Here is a 13,786-nt window from a genome sequence, read left to right on the forward strand (position 1 = left end):
ACCGCTTCGCTTCCTCCCCGTAACGCACCGCCAGCCCTGGCCGCCGCTGTTCTCCGCGCCGTCGTCGCCCGTGCTACCTCACACATCTTGCAAAAACGCCCTTGCCGGCCGGCGCCAGCGAGCCGGTAAAGTGTCGCGGATAACCATAACGACACATCCCGCCTGCACCGTGCGCCGCAAACCGATGATGAGGAAATCGACATGACCCCACGCTATACCCCGGCCCAGATCACCCTGCACTGGCTCAGCGCCGTACTGGTGCTGCTGATCATCGCGCTGCCCTACGGCAGCCCCCTGTTCGAGCCGCTGCTCGGCGGCGGTGCCGGCGTGTTCACCCTGCACAAGTCCCTCGGCCTGCTGGTGCTGGTGCTCACCGTGCTGCGCCTGGCGGTGCGCGCCCGCTCCGGCGCGCCGGAGCTGCTGGCCAGCGAGCCGCCGCTGCAACGCTTCGCCGCCAAGGCCGGCCACGCCGTGCTCTACCTCCTGCTGCTGCTCATGCCGCTGACCGGCCTGCTGTTCGGCAAGCGCCCGGTGAATCTGTTCTGGCTGGTGGAGATCGGCCCGCTGCCGCTGTCCGACGCGGTACGCGGCGCGGCCAAGACCTTCCACGTCACCGCCCAGTATCTGCTGTTCCTGCTGATCCTCGGCCACGCCGGCATGGCGCTGTGGCACCACCATGTGCGCCGCGACGGCGTGCTGCGCGCCATGCTGCCGGCCCGCGACTAAGAACCTGTTTACGATCCTTCCGAACCTGGCCTGCCGCTCGGTTTTTCTCCGAAGCGTGGGGCTACAAAGCCCGTCATAGCGGCGTAGGCCGGTATCCAGTTGCCCGCACCGAATCGCCTGTCGGTTTTCTGGACCCCGGCCTGCGCCGGGGTGACGGATTGGCAAATAAGGTTTCAGTAAAAAGCGTGCTGCTCAAAAGATCGTAAACAGGTTCCAGGTTCTGTACGAAAAGTCGTCGAGCGAAGGTCAGGCAAGGGCTAGGCGCCCCCACAAAAACAGGCGAAGAACGGACTGGGCTCGCACGCGAGTTTACGTGCTGTAAATGAGCATTCTGAGACGCCGCGTCCCGGCCTGTTTTTAACGCAGCATCACCGAGCGCAGGCACTTTTCGTACAGAACCTAAGAACCGATAGGCAAATCCCTCGGCACCGATAGCTGGAGCCGGGGGAGCCATCCGCCTAGAATCGCCCCACGCTTTCCGGAGACGATTCGATGTTGCTGGTGATTTCCCCCGCCAAGACCCTGGACTACGACACCCCGCCCGCCACCGCGCGCTTCACCCAGCCGCAGTTCCTCGACCACGCCCAGGAGCTGATCGGCCAGTTGCGCGAGATGAGCCCCGCGCAGATCGGCGAACTGATGCACCTGTCCGACAAGCTGGCCGCGCTCAACGTGGCGCGCTACGGCAGCTGGCACCCGGACTTCACCCCGGACAACGCCAAGCAGGCGCTGCTGGCCTTCAAGGGCGACGTCTACACCGGCCTGAACGCCGAGGACTTCAGCGAGGCCGACTTCGACTTCGCCCAGGCGCATCTGCGCATGCTCTCCGGCCTGTACGGCGTGCTGCGCCCGCTGGACCTGATGCAGCCGTACCGCCTGGAGATGGGCACCAAGCTGGCCAACGCCCGCGGCAACAACCTCTACGACTTCTGGGGCGAGCGCATCAGCGGCTGGCTCGACGAGGCGCTGGCCGAACAGGGCGACGACGTGCTGCTCAACCTGGCCTCCAACGAGTACTTCAGCGCGGTCAAGCGCAAGGCGCTGAAGGCGCGGGTCATCGACACCGAGTTCAAGGACCTGAAGAACGGCCAGTACAAGATCATCAGCTTCTACGCCAAGAAGGCCCGTGGCCTGATGGCCCGCTACGTGATCAAGGAGCGCATCCGCGATCCCGAGCGGCTCAAGGATTTCGACTACCAAGGCTACCGCTACAGCGCCGAGCAGTCCGGGCCGGACAGCCTGGTGTTCCTGCGCGACCATCCGCAGGACTGACCACCGCGCAACTTGGCCTGCCGGGACAATCGCCAAGGCGTCCGGCGCGTGTAGGATGCGGGCAGCCCATCGAGCGGCGCACAAGGAGAACCCATGAGTCGTCCAGTCGTTCTGATCACCGGTTGTTCCAGCGGCATCGGCCGCGCCCTGGCGGATGCCTTCAAGGCCGCCGGCCACGAGGTCTGGGCCTGCGCCCGCAAACCCCAGGACCTGGCCGCCCTGGAAGCCGCCGGCTTCGTGGCGGTGGAACTGGACGTCAACGATGCCGAGGCCGTGCAGCGCGCCGCCGACCGCCTGCAGGCGGAAGCGGGTCGCCTCGACATCCTGGTCAACAACGCCGGCTACGGCGCCATGGGGCCGCTGCTCGACGGCGGCGCCAAGGGCATGCGCCAGCAGTTCGAGACCAACGTGTTCAGCCTGGTGGAACTGACCCGCGCCTGCTTCCCGCTGCTACGTGCCAGCCGCGGCCTGGTGGTCAACATCGGCAGCATCTCCAGCGTGCTGATCACGCCGTTCGCCGGCGCCTACTGCGCGTCCAAGGCCGCCGTCCACGCGTTTTCCGGCGCCCTGCGCCTGGAGCTGGCGCCGTTCGGCATCCAGGTGATGGAAGTCCAGCCCGGGGCCATCCAGTCCAGCTTCGGCGCCAACGCCAGCCACAGCGCCGAACAGCTGGTCAACGAGCAGTCCCCCTGGTGGCCGGTGCGCGAAGGCATCCTCGCCCGCGCCAACGCCTCCCAGGACAAGCCGACCCCGGCCAGCGAGTTCGCCGCCATCCTGCTGCACGCGGTGCGCAAGCCGCAGCGCCCCGCCCTGCTGCGCATCGGCAACGGTAGCCGCAGCCTGCCGCTGATGGTGCGCCTGCTGCCGCGCCGGCTGCTCGACCGCGTGCTGAGCAAGCGTTTCGGCCTCGATGTCCAGCTCTGAGCAACGCCGCTTCCCGCTCTACCAGTACGTGCTGGGCGCCGTGGCGGCGGCGTTCCTGCTCAACGTGCTGCTGCGCGCGGGCCTGAAGATCGGCGGCCTGCCCGCGACCGTGCTGGCCGCCGTGCTGGTGGCCTTCGCCCTGCGTTGGTGCTTCGTCCGCCTGGAGCGGCACCGGCCGGACATCCGCGAGCGCTGGGCCCTGGTCGCGCTGTACGCGGCCGTGCTCGGCCTGATCTACCTGGTCATCTTCGGCCTGATGTGGCTGAAGGACGAGCCGGGCAACATGGGCCAGCTGCTGTTCTTCTTCCACTACCTCTGCTATCCGGCGGCCCTGGCGCTGATCCTGCACCTGGGGCGGCGGGCCGGCTGAGCCCATGCGCCTGCTCGACCCGCGCCACGCGCCCGATGCCACGCTGCCCTGCGAGCTGCGCGATCATCCCGAATGGCACCAGGGCCGCGAGCGCTACTGCCTCTGGTCGATCCCGGTGGAGTGCCCGCGGGTCCTGGCCCGGCTCGACACCGCGCGGGTGCTGCTCGGCGACTGGCTGCATCCGCCGGACCTGCGCCAGGCCCATATCACCCTGTTCGTGTGCGGCTTTCCCTGCGCCGAGCCAGGGCATGACGACGACATCGCGACGACGCGGCTCGACGACCAGCGCGGCGCCCTCGAAGCGCTGCGGATGGCACCCTTCGAGCTGAGCATCGGCGGCCTGGACAGCTTCGCCAGCGCGGCCTTCCTGGCGGTCGGGGAAGACGCGAGGCTGGATCATCTTCGCCAGGCATTGGGGCGACTCGCGACCGAGGTGCGCCAGGCGCCCTACGTGCCGCACCTGACCGTCGGTCTGTACCGCGTGGCCGCCAGCACGGCCGAATGGCGCCACCGCGCCGCGGCCCTGGGCGGCTGCCCGCCACTCGCCCTGCCGGTGCGCGAACTGCAGCTGGTCAGCTACGCCGCCGCCGAACCCCAGGGCCCGCTGCGCATCGAGGCGCGGGTCGCGCTAGCATAGGCACGCCCCCGCCAGGACGACTCCCCCATGCTGCACACCCTCGCCGTCGGCAACTACCGCTCCATCAACAACCTGGTGATGCCGCTCGGCCGGCTCAACCTGATCACCGGCGCCAACGGCAGCGGCAAGTCCAACCTGTACAAGGCCCTGCGCCTGCTGGCCGAGACGGCGCAGGGTGGCGTGGTCAACGCCCTGGCCCGGGAAGGCGGACTGGACTCGACCCTGTGGGCCGGCCCGGAGAAGATCAGCCGGCGCATGCGCAGCGGCGAGATACCCATCCAGGGCGGCCCCCGGCGCGAATCGGTGCGCTTGCGCCTGGGCTTCGCCGGCGAGGACTTCGGCTACGCCGTCAGCTTCGGCCTGCCCGAATCCAGGTCGGGCGAAGACCGATTCACCCCCAGCGCCTTCGCTCTGGACCCCGAGATCAAGCGCGAGTGCATCTGGGCCGGCCCCTGCTACCGCCCCGCCTCCCTGCTGGTGGACCGCGAAGGCGCCATGGTGCGCCAGCGCGAGGGCCGCGGCTGGCAGGTGCTGGCCCAGCACCTGCCGAACTACGACAGCCTGTTCGACCAGATCGGCAACGACCCGGGCTGCCCCGAGGTCTTCCAGCTGCGCGAGCACATCCGCCGCTGGCGCTTCTACGACCACTTCCGCACCGACGCCGGGGCGCCGGCGCGCCAGCCGCAACTGGGCACCCGCACGCTGGTGCTGCACCACGACGGCCGGGACCTGGCGGCGGCCCTGCAGACCATCCGCGAGATCGGCGACCGGGAGGCCCTGGACCACGCGGTGCAGGACGCCTTCCCGGGGTCGGACCTGCGTGTCGACTTCCAGACCGGCGGCCACTTCACCCTGGCCTTCCATCAGGAAGGACTGCTGCGCCCGCTGTCCGCCGCCGAGCTGTCCGACGGCACCCTGCGCTACCTGCTGCTGATAGCCGCCCTGCTCACGCCCAGGCCGCCGTCGCTGATGGTGCTCAACGAACCCGAGACCAGCCTGCACCCGGACCTGCTGCCGGCGCTGGGCCGGCTGATCATCGAGGCCTCACGACACACCCAGGTATGGGTGGTGTCCCACGCCAGTCGGCTGATCGCTGCGCTGGAACAGCACCCGAGTGCAACGCCATCGTCCTCGACAAGGACCTGGGCCAGACCGTCATCCAGGGCCAGGGCATGCTCGACGAGCCGCCGTGGCACTGGCCGGACTGATCCGTTGCGCGCAGCGATTTCCCCGGGACCGCCAGGTGCGCGCGGCGCACCCTACGTGCTCGTTTGTGCAGCCTGCGCCACCGGCCTGGGCTGACGGAACACCAGCACGTTGCCGACCATCACCAGGCCGAGTCCGAGCAGCGCGGGCAGGGTCCACTGGTAGCCTTCGACGAACACCGAGATGTTCAGCGCCACCACCGGGAACAGCACGGTGCAGTAGGCCGCACGCTCCGGCCCCATGCGCCCGACCAGGGTCAGGTAGGCGGTGAAGCCGATCACCGAGCCGGGAATCGCCAGGTACAGCAGCGAGCCGATGTAGCGGGTATTCACCTCGAAGGCGAAGGGCACACCGCTCGCCAGGCAGTAGCCGAGCAGCAGCAGCGCGCCATACAGCATGCCCCAGGCGTTGGTGGTCAGCGGCCGGAACCCGGCCTGCTGCTGCAGGCTGGACAGCATGTTGCCCGCGGAGAAACACAGGGTGCCGAGCAGGGCCAGGCCCAGCCCGATCAGGGTCTCGCGGCTCGCCTCGTGGCCGGCGAGTTCCGGCCAGAACAGCAGGCCCAGGCCGAGCAGCCCCAGCGCGCCGCCGACCAGCACGTTGGCGGCGATGCGCCGGCCCATGAAGACGCGGGCGTTGAGCGCGTTCCACAGGGTGGCGGTGGAGAAGATCACCGCCACCAAGCCGCTCGGAATCCACTGGCTGGCGGTGTAGAAGCACATGAAGTTGAGGCAGAACAGGCACAGGCCCTGGGCCAGGCACAGCAGCTGGCCGCGCCGGTCCAGCCGCTGCAGGCGGCGGCTAAGCAGGAGGATGGCGAACAGCACGATGGCCGCCAGGGCGAACCGGTAGGCGATGGACAGCGGGATGGCCACCTCGCCCAGTTGCAGCTTGAGGGCGATCCAGGTGGTGCCCCAGATCAGGACGGTGAGCAGGTACAGCGACAGGTTCATGGCAGGCTCCTTGATCCGCACAGTCTCGCGTCCGGCCGCAGGATCGCGCTTGCACGAAATTGCGCTTATCCGTCACCCGCCGCTGGCGCCGGTGCCCCGGCGGAGTAGGATGACAGGCATCCCCCACCGCCCGATGTCCGCGCCATGGCCGTCCTCGAACAGAACCTGGTCTTCCAGTCGCTCAGCAGCTCGCCCAACGCGCGCCTGCTGCGTGGCGCGGAACTGGGCGACGACCTGGCGGCGGCGCAGTGGACCAACCATCACGACGCCCGCGACTACCAGGGACCGAGCCACCACACCCTGTCCTGCTACCTGGCCGGGGGCACCGGCACCTTCCGCCGCGAGCGCCCCGGCGACAAGGGCTCGCCGGACAAGCTGTGCGTGCTGCCGGCCGGCCACGAGTCGTCCTGGGTGATCAACGGCGACATCCAGCTCGCCCACCTCTACGTCAGCCCGCAGCGCTTCGCCGCCAGCGCCGTCGCCCTGCTGGACCGCGAGCCGCGCGAGCTGCAGCTGAACGAGATCACCTTCCTCGACGACCCACGCCTGGCCGGCCAGTTTCACCAACTGGTGGGCCTGGACTGGAACGAGCCGGGCGAGCGCCTGCTGGCCGGCACGCTGGCCCACGAGATGATCAGCCACGTGCTGCTGACCCAGGTCGGGCGGCGCCAGGGCCTGCGCCTGAAGGGTGGTCTGGCACCGCACCTGCGCAGGCGCCTGGCGGACTACATCGAACAGCACCTGGGCGAGTCGCTGGGCCTGGAGGAACTGGCCCGGATGGCGTCCCTCTCGGAATATCACTTCGCCCGCATGTTCCGTCACAGCTTCGGCCTGCCGCCCCACCGCTACGTGCTGCAGCGCCGCCTGCTGCGGGCGCGGGAGCTGCTGCACCACGGCGACCTGCCCCTGGGCGAGATCGCCCTGGCCTGCGGCTTCGCCAGCGCCAGCCACTTCAGCAACCGCTTCCGCCAGGCCTTCGGCGCCGCGCCCGGCCTGCTGCGCAGCCAGCGCTGACGACCGCTCACCCGCGAAACGCCCTCTCCCCGCCCGATGGCCATTCCTCGGCCACGCGATTGCCGCGCCCGCTCGCCGTCGATATGATGAGAAGAATTATTATTTAATATGCTCTCGTATTCGGGCAGTCGGGGGAAACGCGGGTGTCGACCGGGGAAGCCGCCTCGCAGCAGTCGCTGCACAGTCTCTACAGCGATCATCACGGCTGGCTCAATGGCTGGCTGGGCCGTCGCCTGCATTGCCCACAGAATGCCGCCGACCTGGCCCAGGACACCTTCCTGCGCGTCCTCGCCGGGCGCGAGCTGCCCAGCCTGCGCGAACCACGGGCCTTCCTCACCACCGTCGCCAAGCGCGTGCTGGCCAACCACTTCCGCCGCCAGGACATCGAGCGCGCCTACCTCGAAAGCCTCGCCGCCGTGCCCGAGGAAACCGCTCCCTCGGCCGAAACGCGGGCAATCATCCTGGAGACCCTGCTCGAACTGGATCGCCTGCTCGATGGCCTGCCGCCACTGGCGCGCCGGACCTTCCTGCTGGTCCAACTGGACGGCCTGACCTACCCCGAAGTGGCCGAGCAGCTCGGCATCTCCCTCTCCAGCGTCAAGCGCTACATGGCCAGGGCCGCGCTGCAGTGCTATTTCGCACCGGAGGCCTGAGCGGATGAAACAGGCCCCCATCGACCCGGCCGTCGCCGAGCAGGCCGTGCAATGGCTGGTGGAGCTGCAGGCCGGCGCCAGCGAGCGGCGCCGCCAGGCGTGGCGCGACTGGCGCGCGGCCGCCGGCGAGCACGAACGGGCCTGGCAGCGCATCGAACAGCTCAACGACCGCCTCAGCGCGCTGCCGCCACGGCTCGGCCGCCAGGCGCTGGAGGCGCAGCCCTCGCCCCAGCGGCGCACCGCCCTGAAGGCCCTGCTGGTGCTGAGCGCGGTCGGCGCCACCGGCTGGGGCCTGCAGCGCCAGCCCTGGCAACCCTACCTGGCCGACCGCAGGACCGCCGTGGGCGAGCGCCTGGACCTGGCGCTGGACGACGGTTCGCAACTGCTCATCAACACCGACAGCGCGGTGAACATCCGCTTCGACGCCCGGCAGCGGCTGATCGAACTGCGGCGCGGCGAGATCCTCGTGCACAATCGCGCCGACCTGCCGCCCCTGCGCATCGCCACGCCCCAGGGGCTGGTGCTCGCCGAGCGCGGCAGCCTGGGCGTGCGCCTGGACGGCTCCAGCTGCGCGCTCAGCCTGTACGAAGGCAATGCGCTGGTGCGCCCGCTGGACGGCACCAGCCAGCGCCTCGGCGGCGGCCAGCGCCTGCGCTTCGACAGCCACGCCAGCACCGTGCCGGACGGTCTCGACCCCAACGCCAGCGCCTGGACCCGCGGCATGCTGGTCGCCAGCGGCATGCGCCTGGCCGACTTCCTCGCCGAGCTGAACCGCTACCGCCATGGCCGCCTGGGCTGCGACCCGGCCATCGCCGACCTGCGCCTGTCGGGCAGCTACCCGCTGGACGACAGCGAGCGAATCCTCGACCTGCTGCCCGCCGCCCTGCCGGTGCGCGTGCACCGCTTCACCCGCTACTGGGTCAGCGTGCAGCCGCGCGCCTGAGCCGCGCGAAACTTTTTTCCGCCGACCTGAACCTTTTTCCGCCGCTCGCGTGACAAGGGCTAGAACCTCCTCCACTTCACCTTGCACGAGAAGTCCATGCGTCCACTCCGTCTCGCCCCGTTCGCCCGCGCGCCGCTCGGCCGCGCCCTGCAGCCCCTGATCCTCGGCCTGGGCCTCGCCGCCGGCCTGGCGCCGGCCCTGCCCGCCGTAGCCGCCAGCCAGCAGGAAAGCCGCCAGTCGTTCCAGATTCCCGCCGGCGACCTGGAAAGCGCGCTCAACCAGTTCGGCGAACAGGCCGGCGTGCTGCTTTCGTTCAGCACCGACCTGACCTCCGGCCGCACCACCCGCGGCCTGAACGGCGAATACGGCGTCGCCGACGGCCTCGCCGCGCTGCTGGAAGGCAGCGGCCTGCGCGCCGTTTCCGGCGGCAGCGGCTACACCCTGCAACTGGCCGGCGTGGGCCTGGAGATAGACCGCCAGGTGGTGATCGGCTCGCGCGCGCCGACCAGCATCAGCGAGCTGCCCGGCACCGTGTGGGTCATCGGCAGCGCCCAGCTGCAGGAGCAGACCAAGGCCGGCGTGCCGCTCAAGGAAGCCCTGGGCCAGTTGATCCCCGGCCTCGACATCGGCCCGCAGGGGCGCACCAACTACGGCCAGAACCTGCGCGGACGCAGCGCCCTGGTGATGATCGACGGCGTGTCGCTGAACAGCTCCCGCGGCATCAGCCGCCAGTTCGACTCCATCGACCCGTTCAACATCGAGCGCATCGAAGTGCTCTCCGGCGCCAGCGCGGTATATGGCGGCGGCGCCACCGGCGGCATCATCAACATCGTCACCAAGAAGGGCGAATCCGGCCCGGCCCATTTCTCCAGCGAGGTGGGCGTGCGCAGCGGCCTGCGCCAGAGCGACGACGTGGACTGGCGCGTGGCGCAGTCGATCGGCGGCGGCAGCGAGACCGTCAACGGCCGCCTGGCCGTGGCCTACCAACGCAACGGCGCGGCCTACGACGGCAACGGCGACCAGGTGCTGCTGGACATCACCCAAACCGACCTGCAGTACAACCGCTCCGTCGACATCATGGGCAGCCTGGATATCCTGCTGCCCAACCAGCACAGCCTGAGCCTGGGCATGCAGTGGTACGACTCCGGCTACGACGGCGACAAGGGCCTGTTCCTCGGCGACAACTTCCAGGCCCTGACCGGCGCCAGCGATTTCGACATCCGCGACGGCGCCAGCTACGACCTCGAACCGCGCACCGAGCGCCAGCAGTACAACGCCACCTACCACATCCCCGAGGTGCTCGGTCACGACGTCTACCTGCAGGGCTACTACCGCAGCGAGAAGATGGCCTTCCAGCCCTTCCCCTCCGTGCGCTTCACCGGCACCGGCGCGGTCAACCCGCTGCAGTCCTACTACTCCGCCTCGCAACAGGACACCGACTACTACGGCCTCAAGGCCGTGCTGGTGAAGGAGTGGGAGCGGGTCAGCCTGAACTACGGCGTCGACCTGGAGTGGGAGAACTTCGACTCCAGCCAGAGCATGTTCGACCTGGGCCAGGCGGCCTCCAGCGGCGGCCTGGTCGCCGACCGCTACGCCCGCGTCGGCCGCTACCCGGGCATCGACACCGACAGCCAGTCCGCCTTCGCCCAGCTCAGCTGGAAGATCACCGACGACCTGACCCTGTCCGGCGGCTGGCGCCGCCAGGAGATCACCACCGACGTCGGCGACTTCGTCGCCGCGACCCAGCAGATCTCCATCAGCAAGGGCATCGGCAGCAGCGCCGACGCGATCCCCGGCGGCGAGAAGGAATACGACGTCGACCTCTACAACCTCGGCCTGGTCTACAAGCTGAACAAGGCGCAGCAGGTGTGGGCCAACTACTCCGAGGGCTTCGAGCTGCCCGACCCGGCCAAGTACTACGGCCAGGGCAGCTACACCCTGGTCGGCAGCCACTGGCGCCTGAACCAGGGCGTCAACGTCGAGGACTCGGCCCTGGACGGGATCAAGACCAAGCAGGTCGAGTTCGGCTGGCGCCACTATGCGGACGGCCTGGACGCCCAGTTGGCCGCCTTCTACGCCTGGTCGGACAAGAGCATCACCTACAACCGCACCAGCCTGCTGGTCGAGCAGCTGGACGACAAGAAGCGCAACTACGGACTGGAAGGCCAGTTCAGCTACTGGTTGGGCGAGCAGTGGCAGGTCGGCGCCAGCGCCCTGGCCATCCGTTCGCAGCAGAAGAGCGACGAGCGCTGGGTGAAGCAGGACGTCACCGCCGGCAGCCCCTCCAAGGCCACCGCCTTCGTCGGCTGGCAGGACGGCGTCACCAGCCTGCGCCTGCAGGCCGTGCGCACCTTCAACCTGAGCGACGAGAACGACCAGAAGATCGACGGCTACGCCACCTTCGACGTGCTGGGCAGCCACGCCCTGCCGGTGGGCACCCTGAACTTCGGCATCCAGAACCTGCTGGACAAGGACTACACCTCGGTCTGGGGCCAGCGCGCCCAGGTGTTCTACGGCGCCCTCGCGCCGGTGGAGATGTTCGACTACAAGGGCCGTGGCCGCACCTACAGCCTGAGCTATACCCTCGACTTCTGATCGGGGGGAGGTACGAAAAAGCCGGCGCATGCGCCGGCTTTTTCATGGCTACGTGTCCTGCTCTTGTGGGAGCGGCCTTGGCCGCGAAATTCGCGGATAAATCCGCTCCCACAAGGTGTGCAACAACTAACGGGGACATAGCCTTTTTTATGGGCGACTTCCTGAAGCGCCATCGCGTAGGGTGCGCCATGCGCACCGGGGTCCTGTGCGGGCCTTCCGGTGCGCGCGGCGCACCCTACGTGAACATCAAGTCCATTCGCGAGCAAAGCTCGCTCCTACAGGGGTGAGGCACGGACAGGGCGTAGCTCGTCGATCAGAACATCAGACCCACGCCGCCGGCCAGCGGCAGGCCGAGCGCCAGCGGCAGCAGCCAGCGCTCGCGCCAGGCCAGCAGGGCCGCCACCAGCAGGCCTGCGAGCATCACCAGGCACAGCCAGAGCACGGCGCCGATGTCGCCGCCACGCGCGTTCCAGCACAGCGCCAGGGCGAGCCCCAGGCCGAGTGCGGCGAACGCGCGCAGGCCGCGCTGGCGGGCCGGGCCGGGGGCGCCGCCCAGCAGCGCCTTGTGGTGACGGGACATGGCCAGGCACAGGGCGGCCATGGCCAGGTAACTCAGGGCGAAGGCGAGCAGCAACATCAGGCAGCCTCCTCGACCAGGGCGCGGCGAGCGCGAGGCGCCGGGGCCGCCTGCGGCCGGGAGAAGCGCCAGGCGTACAGGGCGCTGAGCAGCCCCGCCACGATCAGGAACAGGTCGACGCCGGCCAGGCCCCAGTCGCCGAGGGCGAGGGTCGACAGCAGGTGGCCATGCTCGGTGGTCAGCCCGTTGAGCAGCGGCAGCCCCAGGGCCAGCACGGCGCCCAGCGCCAGTTGCAGGCTGAGCAGGCGGCGCGGCTGGCTGTGCTGCAGCAGCGCCCAGACGGCCAGCAGCAGCCAGGCGCCGACGAACACCCAGGCCTCGGCCGAGGCGCGCTCGGCCAGCTCCGCGGGGATCAGGCGGTTGCCCCACAACAGCGCCAGGCTGGCCAGCGGCAGGCCGCCGAACACCGCGCCGTTGAGCGCGCGCACCACGCCGATCCCGGCACCGCCACGGGCCTCGCGCTTGGTCACCCAGACCCGCACCCCGCCGATCAGCATGGCGCAGCCCGCCAGCCCCAGCAGCAGGTACAGGCCGCGCACCAGGCTACCGCCGAACTGCACCATGTGCAGGCCGGCCAGCCAGGTATAGGTCGCGTAGCCGGCGGGCGGCCGCTGTTCGTGCAGCAGCTCGCCGCTGGCGGCGTCGTAGGTCAGCCCGGACAGCGGACGGCCGATCCGCGACTCGCGGCTCAGCTCGCTGATCTCCACCACGGCCGAGGCGTCGCCCGGGTGGTGCACGCTGATCCAGCCCGCCTCGCCGCCGCCCCAGTGCTGGCGCGAGCGCTCGACCAGGGCGTCGAGGGACATCGGTGGCGGCGCCGGCTGGTGCGCTTCCTCCCGGTGGTAGGCGCCGGTCACCTCGGTGAAGAAGTGCTCGATGTCGCCCTTGTAGGCCACCAGCAGGCCGGCCGGCATGAAGTTGGAGACGAAGATCAGCACCCCGGTGTAGGCCAGCACCAGATGGAACGGAAAGCCCACCACGCCGAACAGGTTGTGGGCGTCCAGCCAGGCGCGCTGGCCGTTGGCCTTCGGGCGCAGGGTGAAGAAGTCCTTGAAGATGCGGCGGTGGATGATCACCCCCGACACCAGTGCGACCAGCATGAACATCCCGGCCAGGCCGACGATGTACACCCCGGGCATGCCCGCGTGCAGGGTGTAGTGCAGGCGGAAGAAGAAGTCGCCGCCGACGGTTTCCGGCAGCGGCTCGCCACCGCCGGGGGCGAAGGTCAGGTTGCCGCGCTGGTCCGAGCCGTCGACTTCCCAGCCCAGGCGCCAGTAGGGCTCGCGCTCGCTCGGGCCGTGCATCCAGAAGGCGTGCAGCTCGTCCTTGACGTTGCGTTGCAGCCAGTCGCGCACCTGGTCGGGGCTCATGGTCGCCGCCGCTTCCTGGTGCAGGGCGGGACGCATCCAGCGATCCAGCTCCTTGTCGAAGCAGGCGATGGTGCCGGTCAGGATGATCACGTAGAGCAGCCAGCTGGGCAGCAGCCCGCCCCAGGTGTGCAGGCCGGCCATGGATTGACGTAGGCTCATGGGCGCACCCTCAGTTCGCCGGGCAGGAACGCCGCCAGGCACAGCACGATGGCCAGCCCGGCCAGCCACAGCCAGGCGCGGGTCGCGCTGCGCACGGCAAACGTGTAGATCGCGGCGGCCGTCCACACGGCGAAGCTGAGCATGCCGGCAAAGGCCACGCGGTCCGGCCGCGCCAGCGGCAGGTAGACGGAGAAGAAGGCGGCGAAGCCATAGGCCAGCGCGTAGCCGCCGATCAGGGCGGCGAGGATGCGCGAGGCGATGCTCCAGCGCGAAAGGGAGGGTGATCTGCTCACGTTGGACTCGACTGCTGAGCGCCTGTCGGCCCCG

At 69.5% G+C, this 13,786-nt stretch carries 13 protein-coding genes and 1 pseudogene; 10 read left to right on the forward strand and 4 right to left on the reverse strand.

Annotated features, from left to right (window positions below):
• The first annotated feature begins 201 nt into the window (after positions 1-201).
• The 6 genes and pseudogenes from N5D30_RS12220 to N5D30_RS12245 all read left to right on the forward strand — a co-directional run bounded on the left by N5D30_RS12220 (position 202) and on the right by N5D30_RS12245 (position 5,137).
• Complete coding sequence (locus tag N5D30_RS12220; RefSeq protein ID WP_279909193.1) at positions 202-726, forward strand: cytochrome b/b6 domain-containing protein; 525 nt, start codon at positions 202-204, stop codon at positions 724-726.
• Between the two features lie 492 nt (positions 727-1,218).
• The gene (gene yaaA, locus N5D30_RS12225; protein ID WP_279909194.1) at positions 1,219-1,998 is read left to right on the forward strand and encodes a peroxide stress protein YaaA; all 780 of its coding nucleotides are present in this window, start codon (positions 1,219-1,221) and stop codon (positions 1,996-1,998) included.
• 93 nt (positions 1,999-2,091) lie between these two features.
• A complete protein-coding gene (locus N5D30_RS12230; RefSeq protein WP_279909196.1) occupies positions 2,092-2,922 on the forward strand; it encodes an SDR family oxidoreductase in 831 nt (276 codons plus the stop codon).
• Entirely contained in the window at positions 2,909-3,292 is a 384-nt protein-coding gene (locus tag N5D30_RS12235) for a hypothetical protein (RefSeq protein WP_220814761.1), read from the forward strand. The genes N5D30_RS12230 and N5D30_RS12235 overlap by 14 nt, the downstream gene beginning before the upstream one ends.
• Positions 3,293-3,296: 4 nt before the next feature.
• Positions 3,297-3,929 carry a 2'-5' RNA ligase family protein gene (locus tag N5D30_RS12240; protein WP_279909197.1) on the forward strand — a complete coding sequence of 211 codons (633 nt, stop codon included), beginning with the start codon at positions 3,297-3,299 and terminating at the stop codon, positions 3,927-3,929.
• A gap of 27 nt (positions 3,930-3,956) precedes the next feature.
• A pseudogene (locus tag N5D30_RS12245) lies at positions 3,957-5,137 on the forward strand (AAA family ATPase).
• A 51-nt stretch (positions 5,138-5,188) separates the two neighbouring features.
• Here the strand turns inward: N5D30_RS12245 and N5D30_RS12250 are convergent.
• Entirely contained in the window at positions 5,189-6,088 is a 900-nt protein-coding gene (locus tag N5D30_RS12250) for a DMT family transporter (protein ID WP_279909198.1), read from the reverse strand.
• A 144-nt stretch (positions 6,089-6,232) separates the two neighbouring features.
• On the opposite strand from N5D30_RS12250, the gene N5D30_RS12255 reads away from it, so the two are divergent.
• The 4 genes from N5D30_RS12255 (at position 6,233) to N5D30_RS12270 (ending at position 11,293) form a co-directional block, all read left to right on the forward strand.
• On the forward strand, positions 6,233-7,102 hold the full coding sequence (locus tag N5D30_RS12255) for an AraC family transcriptional regulator (RefSeq protein ID WP_279909199.1): 870 nt from the start codon (positions 6,233-6,235) through the stop codon (positions 7,100-7,102).
• A 143-nt stretch (positions 7,103-7,245) separates the two neighbouring features.
• On the forward strand, positions 7,246-7,755 hold the full coding sequence (locus N5D30_RS12260; protein ID WP_279909200.1) for a sigma-70 family RNA polymerase sigma factor: 510 nt from the start codon (positions 7,246-7,248) through the stop codon (positions 7,753-7,755).
• A 4-nt stretch (positions 7,756-7,759) separates the two neighbouring features.
• Positions 7,760-8,698, forward strand: coding sequence for a FecR family protein (locus tag N5D30_RS12265; protein WP_279909201.1), 939 nt, complete (start codon positions 7,760-7,762; stop codon positions 8,696-8,698).
• Between the two features lie 96 nt (positions 8,699-8,794).
• Positions 8,795-11,293 carry a TonB-dependent receptor gene (locus tag N5D30_RS12270; RefSeq protein ID WP_279909202.1) on the forward strand — a complete coding sequence of 833 codons (2,499 nt, stop codon included), beginning with the start codon at positions 8,795-8,797 and terminating at the stop codon, positions 11,291-11,293.
• A 313-nt stretch (positions 11,294-11,606) separates the two neighbouring features.
• On the opposite strand, the gene N5D30_RS12275 is transcribed toward N5D30_RS12270, so the two are convergent.
• From N5D30_RS12275 to N5D30_RS12285, 3 genes are read right to left on the reverse strand one after another with little or no spacing between them, the layout of a single operon-like run.
• Complete coding sequence (locus N5D30_RS12275; protein WP_279909204.1) at positions 11,607-11,930, reverse strand: DUF3325 domain-containing protein; 324 nt, start codon at positions 11,928-11,930, stop codon at positions 11,607-11,609.
• Positions 11,930-13,459, reverse strand: coding sequence for a PepSY-associated TM helix domain-containing protein (locus tag N5D30_RS12280; RefSeq protein ID WP_279909205.1), 1,530 nt, complete (start codon positions 13,457-13,459; stop codon positions 11,930-11,932). Before N5D30_RS12280 ends, N5D30_RS12275 begins: the two co-directional genes overlap by 1 nt.
• The gene (locus N5D30_RS12285) at positions 13,456-13,752 is read right to left on the reverse strand and encodes a DUF3649 domain-containing protein (protein WP_279909207.1); all 297 of its coding nucleotides are present in this window, start codon (positions 13,750-13,752) and stop codon (positions 13,456-13,458) included. Before N5D30_RS12285 ends, N5D30_RS12280 begins: the two co-directional genes overlap by 4 nt.
• Positions 13,753-13,786 lie beyond the last annotated feature (34 nt).

Source organism: Pseudomonas sp. GD03875 (genome assembly GCF_029840585.1).
GTDB lineage: Bacteria > Pseudomonadota > Gammaproteobacteria > Pseudomonadales > Pseudomonadaceae > Aquipseudomonas > Aquipseudomonas paralcaligenes.